Origin of the sequence: Rhodococcoides fascians A25f (assembly GCF_000760935.2) — a bacterium.
Taxonomy (GTDB): Bacteria; Actinomycetota; Actinomycetes; order Mycobacteriales; family Mycobacteriaceae; genus Rhodococcoides.
In genome coordinates this window covers 3567325-3590391 of the sequence record NZ_CP049744.1, presented here as the reverse complement: position 1 = coordinate 3590391, position 23067 = coordinate 3567325, and the positions used below count along the sequence as shown (strand labels likewise).

The 23067-nt window shown below is 65.3% G+C and carries 21 protein-coding genes; 17 read left to right on the top strand and 4 right to left on the bottom strand.

Features of this window, described 5'->3' with window-relative positions; translation table 11 throughout:
• Positions 1-136 precede the first annotated feature (136 nt).
• Genes rfbD through BH93_RS16885 form a run of 3 tightly spaced genes read left to right on the top strand, consistent with a single transcriptional unit; the run spans position 137 to position 3021 of the window.
• The gene (gene rfbD, locus BH93_RS16895) at positions 137-991 is read left to right on the top strand and encodes a dTDP-4-dehydrorhamnose reductase (RefSeq protein WP_037174187.1); all 855 of its coding nucleotides are present in this window, start codon (positions 137-139) and stop codon (positions 989-991) included.
• A 34-nt stretch (positions 992-1025) separates the two neighbouring features.
• Positions 1026-1937: a glycosyltransferase family 2 protein gene (locus tag BH93_RS16890; protein ID WP_032376890.1), complete on the top strand. Its 912-nt coding sequence runs from the start codon at positions 1026-1028 to the stop codon at positions 1935-1937.
• Positions 1927-3021: a sugar phosphate nucleotidyltransferase gene (locus BH93_RS16885; RefSeq protein WP_032376891.1), complete on the top strand. Its 1095-nt coding sequence runs from the start codon at positions 1927-1929 to the stop codon at positions 3019-3021. The genes BH93_RS16890 and BH93_RS16885 overlap by 11 nt, the downstream gene beginning before the upstream one ends.
• A gap of 14 nt (positions 3022-3035) precedes the next feature.
• On the opposite strand, the gene BH93_RS16880 is transcribed toward BH93_RS16885, so the two are convergent.
• From BH93_RS16880 to cofD, 3 genes are all read right to left on the bottom strand, one after another.
• Positions 3036-3497, bottom strand: coding sequence for an NUDIX hydrolase (locus tag BH93_RS16880; protein ID WP_080739072.1), 462 nt, complete (start codon positions 3495-3497; stop codon positions 3036-3038).
• Between the two features lie 106 nt (positions 3498-3603).
• Complete coding sequence (locus tag BH93_RS16875) at positions 3604-4956, bottom strand: coenzyme F420-0:L-glutamate ligase (protein ID WP_037174478.1); 1353 nt, start codon at positions 4954-4956, stop codon at positions 3604-3606.
• A gap of 23 nt (positions 4957-4979) precedes the next feature.
• Positions 4980-5954, bottom strand: a complete 975-nt coding sequence (cofD, locus tag BH93_RS16870) for a 2-phospho-L-lactate transferase (RefSeq protein ID WP_032403066.1) — start codon at positions 5952-5954, stop codon at positions 4980-4982.
• Between the two features lie 724 nt (positions 5955-6678).
• Between cofD and BH93_RS16865 the strand changes: the two genes are divergently transcribed.
• A complete protein-coding gene (locus BH93_RS16865; protein WP_027496498.1) occupies positions 6679-6912 on the top strand; it encodes a WhiB family transcriptional regulator in 234 nt (77 codons plus the stop codon).
• A gap of 48 nt (positions 6913-6960) precedes the next feature.
• Here BH93_RS16865 and BH93_RS16860 read toward each other — a convergent pair whose 3' ends face one another.
• Positions 6961-7446, bottom strand: a complete 486-nt coding sequence (locus tag BH93_RS16860) for a metallopeptidase family protein (RefSeq protein ID WP_037174184.1) — start codon at positions 7444-7446, stop codon at positions 6961-6963.
• A 72-nt stretch (positions 7447-7518) separates the two neighbouring features.
• On the opposite strand from BH93_RS16860, the gene BH93_RS16855 reads away from it, so the two are divergent.
• From BH93_RS16855 to hpf, 13 genes are all read left to right on the top strand, one after another.
• Positions 7519-7926, top strand: a complete 408-nt coding sequence (locus tag BH93_RS16855) for a DUF3499 domain-containing protein (RefSeq protein WP_170944848.1) — start codon at positions 7519-7521, stop codon at positions 7924-7926.
• Between the two features lie 186 nt (positions 7927-8112).
• On the top strand, positions 8113-9495 hold the full coding sequence (locus BH93_RS16850; protein WP_037174182.1) for a phosphomannomutase/phosphoglucomutase: 1383 nt from the start codon (positions 8113-8115) through the stop codon (positions 9493-9495).
• 69 nt (positions 9496-9564) lie between these two features.
• Positions 9565-10707 carry a hypothetical protein gene (locus BH93_RS16845; protein ID WP_037174477.1) on the top strand — a complete coding sequence of 381 codons (1143 nt, stop codon included), beginning with the start codon at positions 9565-9567 and terminating at the stop codon, positions 10705-10707.
• Positions 10707-11936 carry a mannose-6-phosphate isomerase, class I gene (gene manA, locus BH93_RS16840; RefSeq protein WP_037174180.1) on the top strand — a complete coding sequence of 410 codons (1230 nt, stop codon included), beginning with the start codon at positions 10707-10709 and terminating at the stop codon, positions 11934-11936. Before BH93_RS16845 ends, manA begins: the two co-directional genes overlap by 1 nt.
• A 151-nt stretch (positions 11937-12087) precedes the next feature.
• Positions 12088-13596 (top strand): amino acid permease, encoded by a 1509-nt coding sequence (locus BH93_RS16835; RefSeq protein WP_037174177.1) that lies wholly within the window; start codon positions 12088-12090, stop codon positions 13594-13596.
• Positions 13597-13847: 251 nt separating this feature from the next.
• Positions 13848-14951: an alkane 1-monooxygenase gene (locus BH93_RS16830; protein WP_230592470.1), complete on the top strand. Its 1104-nt coding sequence runs from the start codon at positions 13848-13850 to the stop codon at positions 14949-14951.
• 101 nt (positions 14952-15052) lie between these two features.
• Positions 15053-16537 carry an adenosylhomocysteinase gene (gene ahcY / locus BH93_RS16825; protein WP_032378132.1) on the top strand — a complete coding sequence of 495 codons (1485 nt, stop codon included), beginning with the start codon at positions 15053-15055 and terminating at the stop codon, positions 16535-16537.
• Between the two features lie 6 nt (positions 16538-16543).
• Complete coding sequence (locus tag BH93_RS16820) at positions 16544-17209, top strand: dTMP kinase (protein WP_037174174.1); 666 nt, start codon at positions 16544-16546, stop codon at positions 17207-17209.
• 4 nt (positions 17210-17213) lie between these two features.
• Positions 17214-17891, top strand: a complete 678-nt coding sequence (mtrA, locus tag BH93_RS16815; RefSeq protein ID WP_027496508.1) for an MtrAB system response regulator MtrA — start codon at positions 17214-17216, stop codon at positions 17889-17891.
• The gene (mtrB, locus tag BH93_RS16810) at positions 17888-19588 is read left to right on the top strand and encodes an MtrAB system histidine kinase MtrB (protein WP_032376899.1); all 1701 of its coding nucleotides are present in this window, start codon (positions 17888-17890) and stop codon (positions 19586-19588) included. The genes mtrA and mtrB overlap by 4 nt, the downstream gene beginning before the upstream one ends.
• On the top strand, positions 19585-21366 hold the full coding sequence (lpqB, locus tag BH93_RS16805; protein WP_037174170.1) for an MtrAB system accessory lipoprotein LpqB: 1782 nt from the start codon (positions 19585-19587) through the stop codon (positions 21364-21366). The genes mtrB and lpqB overlap by 4 nt, the downstream gene beginning before the upstream one ends.
• A 45-nt stretch (positions 21367-21411) precedes the next feature.
• Positions 21412-22095: a ComF family protein gene (locus BH93_RS16800; protein ID WP_037174168.1), complete on the top strand. Its 684-nt coding sequence runs from the start codon at positions 21412-21414 to the stop codon at positions 22093-22095.
• Between the two features lie 235 nt (positions 22096-22330).
• Entirely contained in the window at positions 22331-22999 is a 669-nt protein-coding gene (gene hpf, locus BH93_RS16795) for a ribosome hibernation-promoting factor, HPF/YfiA family (RefSeq protein ID WP_032376902.1), read from the top strand.
• The last annotated feature ends 68 nt before the right edge of the window (positions 23000-23067 follow it).

The following is a 23067-nucleotide window of genomic DNA, read 5'->3' as shown; positions in this document are numbered from 1 at the left end:
GGCACCGTTCAAGACCCTCTCTCGTTCCGACCGACCTCGGCAGCCGACTGCTTCGTTCTCCCCCCGCGGTTCGAAGGTTACTTGTCGGCGGTCGCTGCCTCGCCCAACCGAACCCGGCGTGCCACACTTGGCAACCGTGAACGCGATCCTGGTAACCGGTGCACACGGCCAGTTGGGCCGCCGAGTGGTGGCTCTGGCCGCAGAACGCGGCAGCGGTGCGCAGCTTCTCGCGTATTCGTCCGCCGACCTGGACATCACCGACCCCGATGCGGTCGCTGCCGTGGTGCGTGCGGGAGCAACGGTGATCAACTGTGCTGCTTACACCGCGGTCGACGCTGCCGAGACCGACGAGGCCAGGGCCATGGCCGTCAATGCGGACGGCCCCCGAAATCTCGCGCGCGCCTGCGGGCGTGTCGGTGCCCGGTTGATCCACGTCTCTACCGATTATGTGTTCGACGGCACAGCAACCGAACCGTACGAGGTCGACGCGAAGACCGCTCCGCAGTCGGCATACGGACGCACCAAGCTCGCCGGCGAGCTCGCGGTGCGCGAGGAGTTGCCCGAGGCCGTAGTCGTGCGGACCGCGTGGGTGTATGACAACACCGGTAAGAACTTTGTGACCACGATGCAACGGCTCGAAGGTGAGCGCGACACCCTCTCGGTGGTGAACGACCAGATCGGCTCGCCCACGTTCGCCCTCGACCTGGCGTCGGGACTGCTGGAGATCGAAGCCGACCCCACCGTGGTGGGACGGACCCTGCACTACACCAACGCGGGGCAGGCCAGCTGGTTCGATCTGGCTCGCGCGGTGTTCACGCACATCGGTGCCGATGCCGAGCGCGTGCAGCCGTGTTCGAGCGCCGAATACGTCGTGCCGGCACCCCGGCCTGCCTACTCTGTCCTCTCGCCGACCGCCTGGGTCGACGCAGGCTTGACGCCGGCGCGCCCGTGGTCGGCCGCACTGACGGCAGCCTTGACGCAGTCGAGGTGAGGCTTTCACCCGCGCTCGGGCTACTCTTGCCCGCGTGAGTTCCGAGCTGGCCGTAGTGACGGTGACCTATTCGCCCGGCGAATACCTGGATCAATTCCTGACGTCTCTACGTGAGGCCACGACGCGCCCCTATCGGGTGATCATGGCCGACAACGGCTCGGTCGACGGCACCCCCGAGGCAGCCGAGGCAGCGTTCGACGAGGCCGAGTTGCTGCGCACCGGCGCCAACATCGGTTACGGAGCAGCGGTCAATCGCGCGGTGGCTGCCGTGGACCCGGCTGTCGAGTTCGTCGTCGTGGCCAACCCCGATGTGCGCTGGCACCCCGGTTCGCTCGACGGACTCCTCGACGCGGCGGCTCGGTGGCCACGCGCAGGTTCTCTGGGTCCGCTCATCCGCGAGCCCGACGGCTCTCGTTACCCCTCGGCTCGGTCGGTGCCCGATCTGACGTCGGGCGCGGGACACGCGATACTGGGCAAGCTCTGGCCGAAGAACCCGTGGACTCAGCGGTATCGCCAGGAGAACGAAACGGTGACCGAGCGTCCCGTGGGGTGGCTGTCTGGATCGTGCCTGTTGCTGCGGCGGTCGGCATTCGATTCGATCGACGGATTCGACTCGCGCTACTTCATGTACATGGAGGACGTCGATCTCGGTGACCGGCTCGGCAGAGCGGGCTGGCACAACGTCTACGTTCCCGGCGTCGAGGTGACCCATTCGAAAGGCCATGCCGCAGGACGGCATCCGGAAGTGATGTTGCCCGCACATCACACCAGTGCGTACCGCTTTCAGGCCGACAGACACGCTCGGACGTGGCAGGCTCCCTTACGATTGGCTCTGCGCGCTGGTCTCGGTCTTCGCTCGAAGATCGTTGTGACCTCGGCGCTTCGGGCCCGCGCAGTTGACGGACGACTCACGGACGAGAGAACAGAGGCTGGACATGTCGGATAGTTCCCCATCGGTCGCCGCACGAACCGATGCAGTCATTCTGGTCGGCGGCAAGGGAACTCGGCTCAGGCCGCTGACGCTCTCCGCACCGAAGCCGATGCTCCCCACCGCCGGACTGCCGTTCCTGACCCATCTCTTGGCCCGCATCAAGGCCGCGGGTATCGAGCACGTCGTCCTCGGAACGTCGTTCAAAGCCGAAGTGTTCGAGCAGCATTTCGGAGACGGATCCTCGCTCGGCATCGACCTCGAATACGTCTTCGAGACCGAACCGCTCGGCACCGGCGGAGGCATCAGGAACGTTCTGCCGCGACTGCGCGCCGAGAACGTCATGGTCTTCAACGGGGACGTGCTGGGTGGTACCGATCTGACGGCAGTTCTCGACACGCACCGAACCACCGACGCCGATGTCACGTTGCATCTGGTTCGTGTCGGCGACCCGCGCGCGTTCGGTTGTGTGCCCACCGACGAATCCGGCCGCGTGACAGCGTTTCTCGAGAAGACGCAGGATCCGCCGACCGACCAGATCAACGCCGGTTGCTACGTCTTCAAGCGCGAGATCATCGAGTCGATCCCGGCCGGACGGCCGGTGTCGGTGGAGCGAGAGGTGTTTCCTGCCTTGCTCGCCGAGGACAAGAAGGTCTACGGACACGTCGACAGCGCGTACTGGCGTGACATGGGTACGCCGGAAGACTTCGTGAAGGGCTCGGCCGATCTGGTCCGCGGCATCGCGCCGTCGCCCGCGCTGCACGGAGATCGCGGTGAATCCTTGGTGCACCCGAGCGCAGGAGTGGCACCGGGCGCACTACTGATCGGCGGAACCGTCGTCGGCCGCGGTGCCGAGATCGGAGCGGGAGCTCGCCTGGACGGTGCCGTCGTGTTCGACGGTGCGGTCGTCGAGGCGGGGGCCGTCGTCGAGCGATCCATTCTGGGCTTCGGTTCCCGCATCGGACCCCGCGCCCTGGTGCGTGACGCGGTCATCGGCGACGGTGCGGACATCGGAGCCCGTTGTGAGCTGCTCCGCGGTGCTCGTGTGTGGCCCGGCGTCAAGCTCCCCGACGGCGGAGTGCGTTTCTCCACCGACGTCTGACCCGATCCGCTCGTCTACCGGCGGCGTGCAGCGTGCGCGACGAGGCGGTCGATCGTCTCGTGCTCGGCGGTGTCCGGCAGAGCGTCCACCGGCCACCATCGGAGATCTGTCGACTCCTCGCTGCGGACCGCCCTGGCACCGTCCTGGGCGCGCACCAGGAACCTCAGGTCGAGGTGCCGGGTCGCCTTACCCAGCGAGCACGTGATCGGGTGCGTGTGCGCCGAGAGCAGTGCCGGATCGATGGTCAGATCGGCGATCCCGGATTCCTCGGTGGCCTCACGCAGCGCCGCGTCGACCACCGTGTGGTCCGTCGGTTCGCAGTGGCCGCCCAGTTGAATCCACCGACCGACCTTCGGGTGAAGAGTCAGTAGCACGTGGGTGCCGGACTCGTTCAGCACCAGCGAGGACGCCGTGAAGTGGCCCGCCTCGTTGGCGCGCAGACACGCATCCGGGTTGCTGTGCAGAAACGCCAGCATCGTGTGCCGGAGCGATTCGTCGCTCGAATCGGACGGTGCCCATCGATCGAGCGATGCTCCGACCGAATTCCACAGAGTCGAACGAGGCGGTGTCGTTGCCGACACGTCAGAGCTCCAACAGTGACGACCCGGGAACCACCGGATCCCGGACCGTCGACGGCTCGCTGGGGTGCCCGATTGCGATGGCTCCCATGGCTTTCCAATCTGCACGCAGTCCGAGTTCGGCACGCACGGTATCGGCGGCGAAAATGGTCGAACCGATCCAGCAGCTGCCGAGTTCCCGTACCGCAAGGGCCACGAGCAGACCTTGGACGGCGGCACCGACCGCCACGGTGAACATCGTCTCCTCTGCGGCTCGACGCCTCTCGTCGGGGTACGAGTGCGCGCCGTCGGGCACACAGAACGGAACGACGATTTCCGGTGCGTCGAACAGAATGTCGCCGCGGCTCAGTCGCGCGGCGATCCGCTCCTCGCTCAGTCCGTCGCTCGTCAGGTCGGCGCGCCACTGCTCGCGCATCGTCTCGAGCAGCCGACGCCGCAGCGCCGGGGTCCTGACCCACACGAACCGGACCGGTCGAGTGTGGTGCGGAGCGGGGGCGGTGAGAGCGTCGGCGACCGAAGCCCGAATCAGCTCGGGATCGACCGAGTCCGAGGAGAACGACCGAACCGACCGCCTCAGCAGCAAAGCCTCCCGACGGCCACGATCGAGTGCTTCGGCGGTGCCGAGCCAGAACAGGTCGTCCTCGCCGCCGCGAAGGAGAGCCGCCGCGGTGGAACCGTCGTCGACCGGTGCCAAGCCGCGTACGACGGCGATCGGCACACCGCCCAGCTTGCCCTTCACCAGATCGCCTGCGGCTGCGAGCTCGTCCGCGATTGCGACCTCGGTGACCACGAGCTCGTTGCCCTGACCGTCCTCGGCTCCGGCGTAGGCGTGCAGAACCGGGAGGCCCGCCGCGCCGATGGCGGCGTCGGTCTGTCCGATCCGCCAGGCGCGCCCCATGGTGTCGGTGACGACCACGGCCACCGTCACCCCCAGCAGTTCGCCGAGAGCGGCGCGCAGGGCAGCGGCGCTGGCATCGGGGTCCTCGGGCAGCAGTGCCAGTTCGCCACCGTCGACGTTGGAGCCGTCGATGCCCGACGCGGCCTGCACGATGCCCAGCCGGTTCTCGGTGATGAGGGTTCGGCCCTTGCGCGCAACGATTCGAACGGCTTCCTGCTCCACCAGCACTCTGCGGGCAGCGTCACGCTCGTCGGCATCGTGCGGTGCCTGCACCAACCGGCCCTCCACCTTGGAGACGACCTTGCTGGTGACGATCAAGATGTCGCCGTCGCGCAGCCACGGCGCTCGCTCGGCGATAGCCGAAGCCAGGTCGTCACCCGGCCTGAATTCCGGGAGCCCGGTGATCGGCAGCATTTCGATCGAACCGCCCGGTGCATGATCGGTCGGTACCGTGGACATCGAGGCGGTCTCGCGTGAATCGGTCACAGGTCGAGTCCAGCCGCGAGCAGCGCGGTACGCGCCATCACCGCTGTGGTCTCGGGGTCGGTCATCAGCAACGGGACCGACTGCACGTCCACTCCGTCGACGACCGCGGCGTCGGTGGTGTGCACCAGCCATGCGTCGAGAATGCCGGTGCCGCTTCGGCTTCCGTAGTAACGGCCAACCGCCTGTGCTGTGGTGTCGACACCGATGACGGACAGGCACTCGTCGGCCATGCCGCGCAACGGCTTACCGTCGACGACGGGGGAGAGGCCGACCACCTTGGCTGCCGTGGTTCTGAGGGCCCCTCGGATACCCGGTACCGCAAGGATCGCGCCGACGCTCACCACCGGATTGGACGGTGCCAGGATCACGGCATCGGCTTCTGTGATCGCTTCGACCACTCCCGGTGCCGGGCTTGCCTGTTCGGCACCGATGTTGGCGAAACTGTGGGTCGGGATCTGCGCTCGGTAACGAACCCACCACTCCTGGAAGTGAATTGCGCGTTGCTGCTCGCCGCTCGGATCGTCCGGATCGGTGACGACGACGTGGGTCTCGGACCGATCGTCGGTGACGGGCAGCAGCCGGACGCCCGGTTGCCACCGGTTGCAGAGAGCTTCGGTGACGGCCGACAGGGGAAATCCGGTGCGCAACATCCGACTGCGGATCAGGTGTGTGGCGATGTCACGGTCGCCGAGTCCGAACCAGTCGGGATCGGCACCGTAGGCCGCCAATTCGTCCCGCGCGTTCCAGGTCTCGGCGATGCGGCCCCATCCACGATCGGTGTCGATTCCACCACCGAGGGTGTACATGCACGTATCGAGATCCGGGCAGATGCGAAGACCGTGCATCCACACGTCGTCGCCTACGTTGACCACCGCGGTGATCTCGTGCTCGGGGTTGTCGCCGAACAAGGATTTGAGACCCTGAAGGAACCGCGCGCCACCGACGCCACCGACCAGAACAGTAACTTTCACAACGCACGAGCCTAGTGGGGTTGCGGCGGTGCCGGGCGAGCGCCCACCCGGTGCTGCACCCGTACGAGCGGACCGTGGGGAGGTGCCATAACCGTCGCGACACGCACGGGACGGGCTCCGATTCGGGGAGACAGCCGATTTCGGGCATGTGATGGTATTGGATTTGCGCGATCGGCTTGACCGCGACACACCTGTGCGTGTCTAATCACAGGTATGTCATTCAGTGTTCGCAGCACGAGTTCGATTGCAGCGAACCTGGTTTCGAACACTCGTTCCCTTCCTGCTCGTCCTTGCATGGACGTCGAGTAGAGGTCGAGAGTTGGACGAACGCATATGCGTTCGGACACGCCAGTTGGACCGAATACCTGCGCGGGGCAAGGTATTCGAGCACACGAAGACCGAAAGTATCTGCGCTACCACAGGTGAGGAGGCGGAAGCGATGTATGACGAGCACGTGACACGTGATCAGCGGGGCGGACCCACTGCACATCTCAGCGCTGTCGACGACGCGCCGCAGACCGAGGCCGACAACGGGGCAGATTCGGGCGTCGCGGCCGACGCGGGTTCTGCGTACGTGGCTCGAACGATCGAAACGCAGATCGAGACCGACGCCGATATCGACAACGATGTCGACTCCGACTCCGACGCCGACCTGATGCCATTCGTTGCCGAGTCGGTTCCGCCGGCCAAGCCGTTCCTCAGCCTCGTCGCAGGTTTCGACGAGATGTTCGAGGAGATCGAGGATCAGTGGCAGGAGCGCGCACTGTGCGCTCAGACCGATCCCGAGGCCTTCTTCCCGGAGAAGGGTGGCTCGACCCGCGAGGCGAAACGCATCTGTCTCGGCTGCGAGGTCAAGGACGAATGCCTCGAGTACGCACTCGCCAACGACGAGCGTTTCGGTATCTGGGGTGGGCTGTCCGAGCGGGAGCGGCGTCGACTCAAGCGCGGTATCGGCTGAGCGTTCCACCGACGCTCGGTTGTGCTCGATCGAGCACTCTGCGGCAGATCACTCTGCGGCGCTGTTCGGATCCACTTCGTCCGGGTCGACCCCCAGATATGTCGCTACTTGTTCCACCAGAACCTCGAACAACAGATCTTCCAGATCTTCAGGGTGCTTTGCGCGACGCTCGAGCGGTCGCCGGAACAGCACCACTCTGGCGCGTGTCGTCTCTCCGCGCTTGTCGATCCCGGCCGGCACCAATCGCGACAACGGCACGGGACCCTCTGCCACAACTTCGGGTGGCCATGTCACGGACTCCGGATCCAGCGCCCTGATCTTGGGCACATCGTCGACGGCGATATCGAGCTTCGAGAGCTTGTCGTGCCATCGATGATCGATTCGCGCGAACGCGTCGAGCACCAGACGGTCGAACTTCTCTGCCCGTGAGCGCCTGGCTGGGATGTCCTCGGGCAGAACCGGTCCGCGGATGCCGCGGCCGTGCCGTGCCACGGACCGAGAGGTGATCCTGCGCGCGGAGGAGAATCGAGGCATGGGGGGAGGTTATCGCGCTCGTCCGGTGTGTCGGTCGTTCGGTCGGTTGCGCCTACCGGATAGTCTGCATTCGTGAGATCACTGCGTGGCTGCTGCAGGCCTGGTTGCAACCGTTCTGCTGTTGCAACGCTCACATATGTCTACTCCGATTCCACCGCGGTCGTCGGGCCGCTGGCCACCGTGGACGAGCCTCACTCGTGGGATCTGTGCGAGATTCACGCGTCCACGACCACTGCGCCGAAGGGCTGGGAGCTCGTCCGGTACGAGGGTGGTTACTCGACGTCGACGCCCGACGAGGACGACCTGACGGCACTTGCCGAGGCGGTTCGAGAGGCGGGCCGCGGCGATCGCGTGCGCTCCGAGGACCGTGAGATCGATCGGTCGGCGTCCCGTCCGTCCGACGGTGAACGCCGATCCGCCCCGGCCGTCCGAACCGGCAGGCGTGGTCACCTTCGAGTTCTTCCCGACCCCACGTCCTGAGTCGCCGCACACACCGGTGTGGTGTGGCGACGTTCGACTGGCCGGTCCGACTGCCGTCTGGCAAGGTTTTCGAGCAGGACCGAAACGGTCTGTGCCGTTCTGCCGATACTGGTGCGGACGCACCGTCACACACGCTCGACGACGCCGATGTGCGGCGTTGCAAGAACGATCACCAGGAGAATCTTCGTGGCCCGAACCGCAGAGTCCGTCAACGCCGTCATCAAGGCCTACGACGTCCGTGGCGTTGTAGGTGAGCAGATCGACGAGGCGTTCGTGCGAGACGTCGGAGCCGCGTTCGCGCGTCTGGTGCGCGACGAGGCGGGGGCCGCGCGGTCGGTCGTGATCGGCCACGACATGCGTGATTCGTCGCCTGCGCTGTCTCGTGCCTTTGCCGACGGTGTCACCGCTCAAGGACTCGACGTGGTGCATATCGGCCTGGCGTCCACCGATCAGCTGTACTTCGCCTCGGGCCTGCTCGAATGCCCGGGGGCCATGTTCACCGCCAGTCACAATCCGGCGAAGTACAACGGAATCAAGCTCTGCCGCTCCGGCGCGAAGCCGGTGGGACAGGACACCGGTCTGGCCACCGTCAAAGCCGAACTGGTGGACGGGGTACCCGAGTTCGACGGCCCGGCCGGAACGGTGACGTCCCGCGACGTCCTCGACGAGTATGCGCAGTTCTTGCGAGACCTGGTCGATCTGTCGGGAATCGGTTCCATGAAGATCGCCGTGGACGCAGGCAACGGAATGGGCGGGCACACCGTCCCTGCAGTGTTCGGACCGTTGCCGGTGACGATCGAGCCGCTGTTCTTCGAGCTCGACGGCAGCTTCCCCAACCACGAGGCCAATCCGCTCGATCCGGCGAATCTGGTGGATCTGCAGCGCTTCGTCGTCGAGACCGGCTCTGCTATCGGGCTCGCGTTCGACGGCGACGCCGATCGCTGCTTCGTCGTCGACGAAAAGGGCGACCCGGTTTCGCCCTCTGCCGTCACCTGCCTGGTGGCCGAGCGCGAACTGGCCAAGGAACCGGGCGCGGTCATCATCCACAACCTCATCACGTCCCGTTCCGTGCCGGAGTTGGTCACCGAGCTCGGGGGCACGCCGGTACGAACCCGCGTGGGTCACTCCTTCATCAAGCAGCAGATGGCCGACACCGGAGCGATCTTCGGTGGAGAGCACTCTGCGCACTACTACTTCCGCGACTTCTGGGGTGCCGACTCCGGCATGCTCGCCGCGCTGCATGTCCTCGCCGCGTTCGGTGCACAAGACCGACCGCTGTCGGAGATGATGGCCGCCTACGAGACCTACAGCGCATCGGGCGAGATCAACTCGACTGTCGACGACGCGGCAGCTCGTACCGAGGCCGTGCTCGCGGCGTTCGCCGATCGAACCTCGGGCATCGACCGACTCGACGGTGTGACAGTCGATCTCGCCGACGGTTCCTGGTTCAACCTGAGGGCCTCGAACACCGAACCGCTGCTCCGACTGAACGTGGAAGCGCGCACCGCTGCGGATGTCGATGCATTGTCGACCGAGATATTGGGCATCGTTCGCGCCGGACTGGAATAGTGGTTACCGAGGGTTCATGAGTGGGTAAGCGTTCGTTTCCGGTCGGTGACGAAGGGAGGTGTCGCAGCCATGACCGCAGTGTCGTCTCTGGTCGATCTCGACGATGCCGATGCTCTCATCGCGGCCGATCGCGAGGGTGCGTTGCGCAGTGCTGCGCTGGCGGGCGCGCAGGTTCGCGCTGTCGCGACGGCGGTGGACGAAGCGGTGCTGGCACGGTTGGCCGATCTGCGTCCCAGAAGTGTGGTCATCGTGACCGGTGACGGGCGCAGCAGTCGTGCCGCGTCACTTCTCGTCGCAGCGCTCGGTGACCGACTCGGTGTTCCGCTGGTTCGCAGTACCGGAACTCCGCCGTGGATCGGCCCGCTCGATGTGGTGGTGGTTGCGGGCGACGACGCAGGCGATCCGCGCCTTGCCGAGTCTGTCGATGCCGCCGCACGTCGCGGCGCGGAAGTGGTGGTGGTGGCACCCGAGGAAGGCCCGCTGCGTGCCGTCCGAGGAGCCAGAGTCATGTGGTTGCCGCCGCGAATCGCGGTCCGTGACCACAACGCCCTGATGCGCTATCTCGCCGCATTCGTCGCCGTTCTCGGTGCGGTTGCCGGTGGATCGTGGAAGACGTTGCTGCCCAATCTGTCTCGTCTGGCCGACCTGCTCGACGCCGAGGCGGTCCGAAACAGCCCGTCCAACGAGGTGTTCCACAACCCGGCCAAGGCTCTCGCGAGCGGAATGAACGGTCGGCGGGTGGTGCTGTCCGGCAGCAGCGCCGCGGCCGTCGAGGTGGCTCGGCACGGCAGTGAGGTGCTACTGCGTGTGGCGGGTGTGCTCGTCGGTGCCGGAGAACTGGGCGATGTCATCGCGGCGTCCGTCCGGGCGAGGACTGCCGAATCTGCCGGCACGGCACAGACATTCGATTCGTTCTTTCACGACGAGCAGCTCGACGGCCCACCACCCGCACTGCCGATGCGCGTCGTCGTGGTCGCATCCGACGTCGATCGCGCCATGACCGAACGACGACTGGCCGGTGTGACCGAGTCGGAATTGTTGCTCGCCGAGTCGAGCGATGCGCTGTTCGGCGGCGCGAGGCCGGGATCCGAGCTCGACATCACCGTCGCGTCTCCCGGTCCGGCTACACTTTCGGTGCTCGACACCATGTCCGTGTTGGCGACGCGGTTGGACACGACCGCCGCGTACCTGTTGTTGATGGGCGGTAGCTAGTGCAGCTCTTGCGTGGTGCGGTTCGGTCCTACGCATGGGGGTCGCGAACCGCTCTGGCCCGTATTCAGGGTCGCCCGGTTCCGTCCGATCATCCCGAGGCCGAGATCTGGCTCGGTGCTCACCCAGCCGATTCGGCACACGTGGTGCACGAGGGCGGCAGCACCCCACTGCTCACATTGATCGACGGGGATCCGGCAACGCAGCTGGGAGGCTCGGCGCAGCAGTACGAGTCCCGACTGCCGTACCTGCTGAAACTGCTTGCCGCAGAAGAGCCTTTGTCGTTGCAGGCCCACCCCAGCAGTGCGCAGGCACATGAAGGTTTCGCACGCGAGAATGCGGCCGGTGTCCCCATCGATTCTCCGGTGCGCAACTATCGGGATCCGAATCACAAGCCGGAACTGATCGTGGCGCTCACCGAATTCGAGGCGCTGGCCGGCTTCCGGAGCCCTACGGAGACCGTGGAGCTGCTCGACGCATTGGCCGTCGCCGCGCTCGGTGGGTACCGCACATTGCTTGCCGCACAGCCCGATGCGTCCGGGCTGCGTACGGTGTTCACCTCGTGGATCACGCTTCCCGGGCAGTCGCTGGACGATATTCTTCCGGCCGTTGCCCAGGGATGCATCGATTATCTTTCCGGTCCCGCGCGCACTGACGGCGGACGATTCGCGGCCGAGGCCAGGACTCTGCTCGAGCTCGGCGAGTCCTATCCCGGCGACGCCGGTGTGCTGGCAGCACTGCTGCTCAACAGGGTGACCTTGGCTCCCGGGCAAGGCCTGTACCTGGACGCCGGAAACTTGCACGCATACCTGCGTGGTACCGGAGTGGAAATCATGGCGAACTCCGACAACGTGTTGCGCGGAGGACTGACTCCCAAGCACGTCGACGTCCCGGAACTGCTGCGCGTACTGGACTTCGAGCCGGCCGATATCTCTCCCATCACTCCGGGCGAGGACGATCGGCCCACCTACCTGTACCGCACGCCTGCACCGGAATTCGCGCTGAGTCGGACGGCGGTGCCGCCGGGGGAGACGGTCGAAATACCCGGATCCGGTCCCCGAATACTGCTGTGTACCGACGGAACCGTCGTGGCGAGTACCGGCGGCAGCCAGTCCGGGCTGACGGTGCCGCAGGGCAGCTCGGCCTGGATACCGGCTGCGGATCGATCCGTCACCGTGACTGCCGATTCGGGCGTGGCCGAGGTGTTCGTGGCCTCCGTCGGCCGCCAGTAGATCCCTCGCGGCCTGTCGCACCTGTGCGGAGGTCTTTTCGAACTGCGGAAGTGCGCGAGCGGCGCGCCCGAAGGCAATAGTCTGATGTCACAGTGAACTCTGCGACGGGTGTGATCCGTGGACAGAGGCGAATACGCGCTACGGAGGCCAGATGAGCAGAGCAGACCGGCCGGCCAAGACCCCGCGCACGACGGGGTGGTTCCGGACCAAATCGATCGAACAGTCGATCGAGGACACCGACGAACCGGATACGAAACTCCGAAAGGAACTCGGTTCCTGGGATCTCACCGTGTTCGGTGTCGCCGTTGCCGTCGGTGCGGGCATCTTCACTCTGACCGCGCGGACCGCCGGAAACGTGGCGGGACCGGCGGTCTCGGTGGCGTTCGTGCTCGCTGCGATCGCTTGCGGCCTGGCGGCACTGTGTTACGCGGAGTTCGCCTCGACGGTTCCCGTTGCCGGCAGCGCGTACACGTTCTCCTACGCCGCGTTCGGTGAGTTCATCGCCTGGATCATCGGCTGGGATCTGATCCTCGAGTTCGGCCTCGCGGCCGCCGTTGTGGCCAAGGCGTGGTCGCTGTACTTGGGCGATCTGCTCGGTACGGCCGCGCCGGTACTCCAGATCGGTTCGCTGAACTTCGACTGGGGCGCACTGCTCATCGTGGTGGTGCTGACAGTGCTCATCGCATCGGGCACCAAGTTGTCCTCGCGGGTCTCGCTCGTGATCACCGCGATCAAGGTGATCGTCGTTCTCTTCGTGGTCGTGCTCGGTGCCTTCTACATCAAGGTCTCCAATTACGACCCGTATATTCCTCCGTCGCAGCCCGGCTCCACAGGCGAGGGTCTCCATCAGTCCTTGTTCTCGTTCGTCACCGGTGCCGGCGGTAGCACCTTCGGCTGGTACGGACTGCTGGCCGCAGCGTCGCTGGTGTTCTTCGCGTTCATCGGCTTCGACGTGGTCGCGACGACGGCGGAAGAGACCAAGGAGCCGCAGAAGGCACTGCCGCGCGGCATCCTCGGTTCCCTCGCGATCGTGACCGTGCTCTACGTGGCCGTCACCCTGGTGCTGACCGGAATGGTGAAGTACACCGATCTGGCGGGCGACAGTTCCACGCTGGCAACGGCGTTCGAGCTCAACGGTCTGACCTGGGCCAAGAACATCATTTCGTTCGGCGCACTTGCCGGTCTCACGACCGTGGTGATGGTGTTGATGCTGGGCCAGACCCGAGTGCTCTTCGCGATGTCGCGCGATGGATTGGTGCCGCGCGGATTGGCACGTACCGGAAAGAAGGGCACGCCGGTTCGGACGACGATTCTGGTCGGCGTCATCGTCGGACTTCTCGCGGCCTTCGTTCCGCTGGGCACGCTCGAGGAGATGGTGAACATCGGAACGCTGTTCGCATTCGTGCTCGTGTCGGCGGGTGTGCTGGTTCTGCGCAAGACTCGACCGGACCTCGAGCGCGGGTTCCGGGTGCCGTGGGTTCCGTTGGTGCCGATCCTCGCCGTGCTCGCGTGCCTGTGGTTGATGCTGAACCTGTCGGTGGAGACATGGCTGCGCTTCCTGGTGTGGATGGCCGCCGGTGTCGTGATCTACGTGCTGTACAGCAGGCGTCATTCGGTGATGGGACTGCGGGAAGCAGAGAAGGTGAAGACCGAGAAGTAGCCGGTGCCGTTTTTGTAGCTCGTCCTACGATGCCCGGCCGAATTCGGTCGTCGTCACATCGGACCCGAAGAATGTTATACCCTCGAAAACAGACTTGGAGGACTCCTACAGTTCGATGAGAGGGTGTTGACACAGTGAATGCGAACGGCCGAATCACTTCCACGAAGGATTCGGGTGTCGCTTTCGGGGGGCGGGATTCGAAGGCCGGCGGACGTTCGGTTCGCTGGCAGGACAACAAACGCTATTTGTGGATGCTGGGGCTCCTGGCCCCGGCATCGGCGCTGCTGCCGTCACAGTTGGTCTACTGGACGGGCATGCAGATCTTCTGGTGGAGCGGTGTTCTGGTGTTCTTCGTGATCATTCCGGTGATCGACTTGATCGCCGGCGAAGACGGGCACAACCCGGACGAGTCGGCGAGCGAGAAACTGCAGAACGATCGCTACTACCGCTGGTGTACGTACCTTTTCCTACCCATTCAGTTCATCGGGCTGATCGTCGCATGCTGGATGTGGGCGTACGGAAACCTGACCGTGGTGGACAAGATCGGGCTCGCCGTGACGGTGGGTCTGGTGGCGGGCACCGGTATCAACGCCGCTCACGAGCTGGGTCATCGCATCGAGCAACACGAGCGGTGGCTGGCCAAGATCGCGCTGTCCCAGACGCTCTACGGGCACTTCTTCGTCGAACACAACCGCGGTCATCACGTTCGGGTAGCGACCCCGGACGACCCCGCGAGCGCGCGGCTCGGTGAGAGCGTGTGGACCTTCGTGCCGCGCAGCACGGTGTTCGGACTCGTCTCTGCGTGGAGGCTCGAGGCGCAGCGACTACGGCGCAAGGGTCGCTCGGTTGCGAGCCCGACCAATGCGCTGCTGCACACCTGGTTGCTGAGCGCAGTGCTGTTCGGCACGTTGCTGGTCGTGTTCGGCCCCGCCATCGCGCCGTATCTTCTGCTGCAGGCCGTCGTCGGATTCGTGTTGCTCGAGATGGTGAACTATGTGGAGCACTACGCCTTGCTCCGCGAAACGAACGACCGCGGCAAATACGTTCGGTGTTCACCCCGCCACAGCTGGAACAGCGACAGAATCTGCACCAACATATTTCTGTACCACTTGCAACGACACAGTGACCACCACGCCAATCCCGGCAAGCGCTATCAGACCCTGCTCTCCTGCGACGAAGCTCCGCAGCTGCCGGCCGGATACGCGTCGATGGTGATACTCGCCGCAATCCCGCCGCTGTGGCGTCGAGTGATGGACCCACGGGTACTCGCGCACTACCAAGGCGATGTCACCCGTGCCAACATCCTTCCCCGCAAGCGCGCCCGGATTCTGGCGCGAGCCGGACGAAACGGATAGTGCAGACACTCGGTGTGGACTCGTGCCCCGGGCAGTCGGTACTTCCGCTGCACGGACCCGATAGCCTGGTGGACAGACACTCAGTCAACAGGAGAGGCAAGATGACGACCTCAGTTACGTCAGGATCGGCACTCACCGTGGATCACCGCGGTGGAATCGACTTCAAGGTCGCAGACCTGTCGCTCGCAGAATTCGGCCGCAAGGAGATCAGGCTCGCCGAGCACGAGATGCCCGGTCTGATCGCGCTGCGTCGCGAATACGCCGACGTACAGCCGCTCAAGGGCGCGCGAGTTTCGGGATCGCTGCACATGACCGTGCAGACCGCGGTGCTGATCGAGACCCTGGTGGCGCTCGGAGCCGAGGTCCGGTGGGCGTCGTGCAACATCTTCTCCACCCAGGATCATGCAGCTGCGGCTGTCGTCGTCGGCCCGTACGGCACCGTCGAGGAGCCCAAGGGCGTCCCGGTGTTCGCGTGGAAGGGCGAGAGCCTCGAGGAGTACTGGTGGGCGGCGGAGCAGATGCTCACCTGGCCCGAGCAGCCCGCCAACATGATTCTCGACGACGGTGGAGACGCCACGATGCTGGTGCTGCGCGGCGCGCAGTTCGAGAAGGCAGGTGTCGTCCCGCCTACCGACGACGATCACGATTCGGACGAGTACAAGGTGTTCCTCGGCCTCCTGCGTCGTTCGCTCGAGGCGTCGAAGTCCAAGTGGACCGAGGTTGCCGCGTCCGTCCAGGGCGTCACCGAGGAGACCACCACCGGAGTGCTCCGGCTCTACCAGTTCGCGGCCGCCGGAGAACTCACGTTCCCGGCCATCAACGTCAACGACTCGGTGACCAAGAGCAAGTTCGACAACAAGTACGGCACCCGCCACTCGCTGATCGACGGCATCAACCGCGGTACCGACGTCCTCATCGGCGGCAAGGCCGTGCTGGTCTGTGGCTACGGCGATGTGGGCAAGGGCTGCGCCGAGGCGCTCAAGGGCCAGGGTGCACGGGTTACCGTCACCGAGGCCGACCCGATCAACGCGCTGCAGGCGCTCATGGACGGCTTCGACGTGCGCACGGTCGAGGAATTCATCGAGCAGGCCGACATCGTGATCACCTCGACGGGCAACCTGTCGATCATCACCTTCGAGCACATGCGCAAGATGAAGCACCAGGCAATCCTGGGCAACATCGGCCACTTCGACAACGAGATCGACATGGCCGGGCTGGAGAAGGCCGCAGACGTCACCCGCATCAACATCAAGCCGCAGGTCGACGAGTACCAGTTCAAGGACGGGCACTCGATCATCGTGCTCTCCGAGGGCCGCTTGCTGAACCTCGGCAACGCGACCGGTCACCCGTCGTTCGTCATGAGCAACAGTTTCTCCAACCAGGTCATTGCTCAGATCGAACTGTGGACCAAGCCGGACGAGTACGACAACGAGGTCTACCGCCTGCCCAAGCACTTGGACGAGAAGGTCGCGCGTATTCACGTCGAAGCACTCGGCGGCTCGATCACCAAGCTCACCAAGGAGCAGGCCGAGTACATCGGCGTCGACGTCGAGGGCCCGTACAAGCCCGAGCACTACCGCTACTGACCCACGGTGGGACAGCTTTTCGTCATCGAAGGAGTCGACGGTGCGGGCAAGAACACGCTCGCCCGTCGGCTCGTTTCGGCATGGGAACGCGACGGACTCGACGTTGCGCGCATCGGATTTCCGAGGTACGACCGATCGGTGCACGCCGATCTCGCGGCGGAGGCACTGCACGGCGAACACGGCGACACCGCCGGCAGCGTGCACGCGATGGCTCTGCTGTTCGCGCTCGATCGCCGGGATGCGGTCGACGAGGTCCGAAAGCTGCTCTCGCACAACGATGTAGTTCTTCTCGACCGGTACGTGGCGTCCAATGCCGCGTACACCGCTGCTCGGTTGGAACAGACCGCAGACGGCGGGGCCGTGGAATGGATCAGGGCGCTCGAATTCGAGCGCTTCGGAGTTCCGATTCCGGACATTCAGATCTTGCTCGACGTGCCGGTGGCACTCGCCGCCGAGCGGGCTGCGGCGCGTGAGAGTGCGGACGTCGCCCGAACCCGGGATGCGTACGAACGGGACGGCTCGCTGCAGAGCCGAACCTCGGCCGTGTACGCCGCTCTCGCGGCGGCGAACTGGGTATCGCCGTGGCAGGTCGTCACTGCCGACGTAGATCCCGATCGACTCGCCGCCGAGTTGTCCAATCAGCCATCAGGCGAGCCGAGAGTGACACCATAGGAGCATGAAGCCTCGGATTCTGGTTGTGGACGACGATTCGGCTCTGGCGGAGATGCTCACCATCGTGCTGCGCGGTGAGGGATTCGAGCCCTTCGTGGTCGGAGACGGCACCCAAGCGTTGGCGGCCGTGCGCGAGAACCGGCCGGATCTGGTGCTGCTGGACCTGATGCTTCCCGGGATGAACGGCATCGACGTCTGCCGCGTACTGCGGGCCGATTCCGGCGTTCCGATCGTGATGCTGACGGCCAAGACGGACACCGTCGATGTCGTGCTGGGCCTCGAATCCGGTGCGGACGACTACATCATGAAGCCCTTCAAGCCCAAGGAACTGGTCGCACGTGTGCGAGCGCGCCTGCGGAGGACCGAGGACGAACCCGCCGAATTGTTGTCGATCGCAGACATCGTGATCGACGTGCCTGCACACAAGGTCAGCCGCGGCGACGAACTGGTGTCGCTGACACCACTCGAGTTCGATCTGTTGGTGGCGTTGGCCCGCAAGCCCCGTCAGGTGTTCACCCGCGAGGTGTTGCTCGAACAGGTGTGGGGCTACCGTCATGCCGCCGACACCCGACTGGTCAACGTCCACGTTCAGCGTCTGCGCGCCAAGGTCGAGAAAGATCCGGAAAACCCTGAGGTGGTGTTGACCGTGAGGGGGGTCGGGTACAAGGCCGGACCGCCGTGATCGGTTTTTCCCACTCTCGGCGACGAATCAACGGCAAATTTTCCCCTTTGCTGCGGTGGTTTCGCTCGCTGAGTACGTCGCTCGGGCATGCCTGGCGACGGTCTTTGCAGCTCCGCGTCGTCGTGTCGACGTTGACGCTGTCACTGGTGGTCATCCTCATCCTCGGTGTGGTGTTGACCTCTCAGATCACCGATCGTCTACTCGAAGCCAAGTTGTCGGCGGCTACCGAGGAGCTCGACAGATCGCGAACCACCGTCGAGGGCAATCTCGCTGGTGCCGACGATTCGAGCGGACTCGCGACGCGCCTGGAACGAGCGCGAGCAGCGCTGACCAACCAGGACCTGGACGCCGCGTCGACCACAGGGTCGGCGGGATCGTTCGACCCGGTGTTGATCGTGGAGGGTGACGCCACCCGGGCCGAGGCGTCGGTCGGGCCGGTCGATCAGATCCCGAACAGCTTGCGCGACTTCGTCAAGAAGGGCCTGATCAGTTCGCAGTACGCGACCGTGACCGACAGTGACGGCGGGTATTCCGGATCGGCACTCATCATGGGATCGCCCACCGGATCCGATATCTCGGCGCTGCAGCTGTATCTCATCTTCCCGCTCGCCAGCGAGGACCGGACACTGTCGTTGGTACGCGGCACGTTGTTCATCGGGGCAGTGGTGCTGCTGGTACTCCTCGCCGCGATCGCGATGCTCGTCGCACGGCAGGTGGTGCTGCCCATTCGATCCGCGTCGCGCATCGCAGTACGTTTCGCCGACGGCAGGCTCAAGGAGCGCATGCCGGTTCGCGGTGAGGACGACATGGCCAGGCTGGCGATGTCGTTCAACGAGATGGCCGAGAGTCTGTCCAAGCAGATCACCCAGCTCGAAGAATTCGGCAACCTGCAGCGTCGGTTCACCTCCGACGTGAGCCACGAGCTGCGGACCCCGCTCACCACGGTGCGGATGGCTGCCGACCTCATTCACGACGCCAGTGACGATCTCGAACCCGCACTCAAGAGATCGTCGGAGCTGCTGGTCAACGAGCTGGATCGCTTCGAGACTTTGCTCGGCGACCTGCTCGAGATCAGTCGACACGATGCGGGTGTGGCCGAACTGGCTGCCGAACAGCTCGATCTTCGGATGTGTGCGCGCGCAGCGGTGTCCACCGTTCGACACCTGGCGCGCGAGACCGGCACCGAAGTGATCGTCGACATGCCCGAGACCGCGGTCGTCGCCGAGGTGGACCCCAGGCGGGTGGAGCGGATTCTGCGGAACCTACTGGCCAACGCACTCGATCACGGCGAAGGCAAGCCGGTGCTGCTGCGCCTGCGCTCGGATGCCGATGCGGCAGCATTCGTGGTGCGCGACCAGGGAATCGGTCTGCGACCCGGCGAGGAGAAGCTGGTGTTCAATCGGTTCTGGCGCTCGGATCCCTCTCGCGTCCGCCGCTCCGGCGGCACCGGGCTCGGGCTGGCGATCAGCGTCGAGGACGCCCGACTGCACGACGGTAAGCTCGAAGCGTGGGGTGCAGTGGGGGAAGGCGCATGCTTTCGACTCACGTTGCCACTCGTGCGCGGGCACAAGGTCATCGGATCTCCACTGCCCCTCAAGCCGAGCACCAAGAAGTACGCGCAGGGGCAGCCGATTCCGGCGATCACCGCCCCGAAGTCGTCCGCGCAGAAGTCGTCGGCCTCGGAGTCGGTGACGTGATTCGATCGGCTCGTCGCGGTAGTCGGGTACTGGCGATCTGCGCACTGGCGATCGCGCTCGTCGGTGGGTGTGCCAGCCTGCCCGAGTCCTCCAGCCCTCAGGCAATCGGAACCCTGACGGACGGTGCCGTGCCGACGAGTGCCCCGGCCCCCGAGCCCGGACGCGAACCGGATCGCTTGCTGGACGATTTCTTCGAGGCCAGCGCCGTCTCCGCCAACAGGCATCAGGCCGCTCGGCAATTTCTCACCGAGGAGGCGTCGGGAACCTGGGACGACGGGGCGCGAACCGTCGTCGCGGACCGGATCGACACCCTGTCCGGACCCCGTACCGCCGATACCGCGCAGTTCACGATTCGTTCGACGACGGCCGGGATGCTGGCCTCGGGCGGGGAGTATCAGGCAGGTTCGGACACCTTCGACGTTGCGATCGAGATGACGCGGGTGGACGGTCAATGGCGTATCTCCAAGCTTCCGCCCGGTGTCGTCATCGATCGATCCGCATTTCTGAACACCTATCAGCAGCGATCGCTCTACTTCGTGGATCCTCTCGGCGGCGTGCTCGTGCCCGATGTCCGCTGGACGAGCGGATCGCAGGACCAGCTGGCCAATCAACTCGTGCAGCTGCTCATCGACGGTCCCAAGTCGGCGCTGTCGGCGGCAGTGAGCAACGAACTGTCCGACGACGTGAGCATCCGCGGCCCGATCACCAAGGCCGACGGTCAGACCTCTCAGGTGGGGGTGGGCCTCGGCGGCATCAAGATCGACTTCGGCGGCCTACAGAACAAGGGTGACCGCGATCGCGAACTCCTTGCCGCTCAAGTGATCTGGACCCTGGCGTCGGCCGAGGTGGCCGGCCCGTACGTGCTGCTGGCCGACGGTCAACCGATCGATACGACCAAGCCCGACGGGTGGACGACCGCGGGCGTCGACTCCTTCGATCCACTCGGCGGCACCGACGCCACCATCGGGCTGCACGCGCTCGCGTCCGGCGGATTGCTCAAGGTCGACGAGGCGGAGACCACACCCGCCCCCGGGTACTTCGGACAGGCCCGCAATCTTCGCTCGGTGGCGCTGTCCAACGACGGCACCCTCGTGGCAGGAGTCGCGGACACCGGGCGGCCTGCGCCTGCCCCGTCGAGCACTCTCATGGTGGGCAGCTACGACGGTGGCGCGTTCCCGGTGGCCGAAGGGCAGTCGATCACGCGGCCCACCTGGGGGTCGGACGACAATGCGGCCTGGGCGGTGATCGACGGCACCAATGTCATCCGTGCCGCTCGTGATCCCTCCACCGGTCAGGTCTCCGTGATCCCCGTCGACGCCACCGCCGTCACGACCTTGGGCACCCGAATCACCGAACTGCGATTGGCCCGCGACGGCGTACGAGCAGCGCTCATCGTCGACGGCGTCGTGTACGTGGCGACGGTGGTGCGTGATCCCTCGGGTGTGTACTCGTTGACCTCACCCCGCGCGGTGGCCATCGGACTCGGCAGTGACGCCACCAGTTTGGACTGGTCCACCGGAGACACCATCGTGATCGCCAGAGTCGCCACGGACACACCGGTGGTGCAGGTGACGGTCGATGGATCCAGGATGGACGCCCTTCCTTCGCGCAACCTCACCACTCCGGTGCTGGCGGTCGATGCGTCGCCGGAAACGGAGTACGTGGCCGACGCGCGTGCAGTGTTTGCGCTCAACAACGCCGATCCGGTCGGCGACCGGTACTGGCGCGAGGTCACCGGCCTGGCCGGCGTGAAAGCGGTGCCGATTCTGCCCGGCTGATGTCGCGGAGTCCCGTGTCGGTGGGTGCGGGCAGACTCGACGCTCATGCGAACACTCCTCGATCTGGTTCTCCCGCTCGAGTGCGCCGGTTGTGGAGTGCCGGGGGAGAACTGGTGCCGCGCGTGTCGCGAGGCACTGTTCGTTCCCCCCATCCCCGTTCGTCCGCGTGTCGATCCCGGTGTGCCGTGTTGGGCTCTCGGCACGTACAGCGGACCCCGTCGCAGCGCCGTCATCGCCGTGAAGGAACGGGGTCGCCGGTCGGTGGCTCGGCCACTCGGACGTGCGTTGGCAAGGGCCGTCGGACATCTGCGTGAGGCGGGTGAGATCGATCCCCCGGAGCTCGGCTCGCTGATTCTGGTCTGCGCCCCCTCTCGGGCCCGCGCGGCCCGGGCGCGCGGGGGTGATCCTGTCCTGCGATGCGCACGGATCGCGGCCGAAGAATTGGCACCGGAGCGAGTTCTCGTGCCCGAGTTGCTGCGAATGTCCGGTGGAGCCAGAGATTCGGTCGGGTTGTCGGCCGGACAACGTCAGCACAACGTGGCGGGTCGGATCGAGGCAGTCGGGGTGCGTCGCCCACGATTCGTCGGAGGTGCGTCGCAGGCGGCGGCGTTCACCGTTCTGTTGATCGACGACGTGGTGACCACGGGTGCCACACTGGCCGAATCAGCAAGAGTGTTAAGCGATTTCGGAGTACCCATCGCCGGCGCACTCGTCGTGGCCAGTGCCTGAGAGCTCCCGAGGAAGACACGCCGACAACCAATTCCCGGTGAACGGTGGCACACGAGTCGATGACCGACTAACGTCGCGGACACGGACCTGACGGGTAGGAGCGAAGCCCCCAGGAACGACCCGAAGAGACAGTGATGCGAGGTGATGCCCCGGACTCTGATGCCGGAAGGTTCCCCATTCGGCATGCACACTTGCCACGTCCAACAGTGGGCGTGGCCGATATCGGGAGGTACGCGTGACGACCCCTTCACAAGCCTCGGTTTTCTTCGACGAGAAGCCTTCGGAAGAACCCGCCAAGAGCAACGCGGACGTTGTGGTCAAGGGCCGCAACGTCGAGATACCGGACCATTTCCGGATATATGTCTCCGAAAAACTGGCTCGCCTCGAGCGCTTCGATCCCTCCATCTACTTGTTCGATGTCGAACTGCAGCACGAACGAAATCGCCGTCAGGCCAAAGCATGTCAACGCGTGGAGATCACCGCGAAGGGCAAGGGTCCGGTTGTTCGAGCCGAAGCGTGCGCCGACAGTTTCTATGCCGCCCTCGAAGCGGTGACGTCGAAACTCGAGAGCAGACTCAGGCGAACCAAGGACCGTCGTAAGGTGCATTACGGAGAGAAACGGCCTGTCTCCGTTGCCGAGGCCACCGCCGAACTCGCCGAGGACGACACGCTGGCACTCGACCCCGATACGAAGCTCGATTCCTTCGAGGACGATCAGAGCGGCCCCGGGCACATCGTGCGTACCAAGATCCACTCGGCCGCTCCCATGAGCGTCGACGATGCACTGTACGAAATGGAGCTCGTCGGCCACGATTTCTTCCTGTTCCACGACAGTGCCACCGACCGACCGTCGGTCGTGTATCGACGGCACGCCTTCGATTACGGCTTGATCAGACTCACCTGACCCGCCCGTTCGCGGCGGCAGGGTTCGTTCGCCGTCCGTGAAATCACTTCACCGCTGCAGGCTCGATG

Excerpts from the sequence above, each read along its gene's own strand:
- BH93_RS16885 (WP_032376891.1), top strand. The coding sequence starts at position 1,927 with ATGTCGGATAGTTCCCCATCGGTCGCCGCACGAACCGATGCAGTCATT.
- BH93_RS16880 (WP_080739072.1), bottom strand. The coding sequence starts at position 3,497 with ATGCTGGCGTTTCTGCACAGCAACCCGGATGCGTGTCTGCGCGCCAAC.
- BH93_RS16875 (WP_037174478.1), bottom strand. The coding sequence starts at position 4,956 with ATGTCCACGGTACCGACCGATCATGCACCGGGCGGTTCGATCGAAATG.
- BH93_RS16865 (WP_027496498.1), top strand. The coding sequence starts at position 6,679 with ATGTTCGAGGAGATCGAGGATCAGTGGCAGGAGCGCGCACTGTGCGCT.
- BH93_RS16860 (WP_037174184.1), bottom strand. The coding sequence starts at position 7,446 with ATGCCTCGATTCTCCTCCGCGCGCAGGATCACCTCTCGGTCCGTGGCA.
- BH93_RS16845 (WP_037174477.1), top strand. The coding sequence starts at position 9,565 with ATGACCGCAGTGTCGTCTCTGGTCGATCTCGACGATGCCGATGCTCTC.
- BH93_RS16835 (WP_037174177.1), top strand. The coding sequence starts at position 12,088 with ATGAGCAGAGCAGACCGGCCGGCCAAGACCCCGCGCACGACGGGGTGG.
- BH93_RS16830 (WP_230592470.1), top strand. The coding sequence starts at position 13,848 with ATGCTGGGGCTCCTGGCCCCGGCATCGGCGCTGCTGCCGTCACAGTTG.
- ahcY (WP_032378132.1), top strand. The coding sequence starts at position 15,053 with ATGACGACCTCAGTTACGTCAGGATCGGCACTCACCGTGGATCACCGC.
- mtrA (WP_027496508.1), top strand. The coding sequence starts at position 17,214 with ATGAAGCCTCGGATTCTGGTTGTGGACGACGATTCGGCTCTGGCGGAG.
- BH93_RS16800 (WP_037174168.1), top strand. The coding sequence starts at position 21,412 with ATGCGAACACTCCTCGATCTGGTTCTCCCGCTCGAGTGCGCCGGTTGT.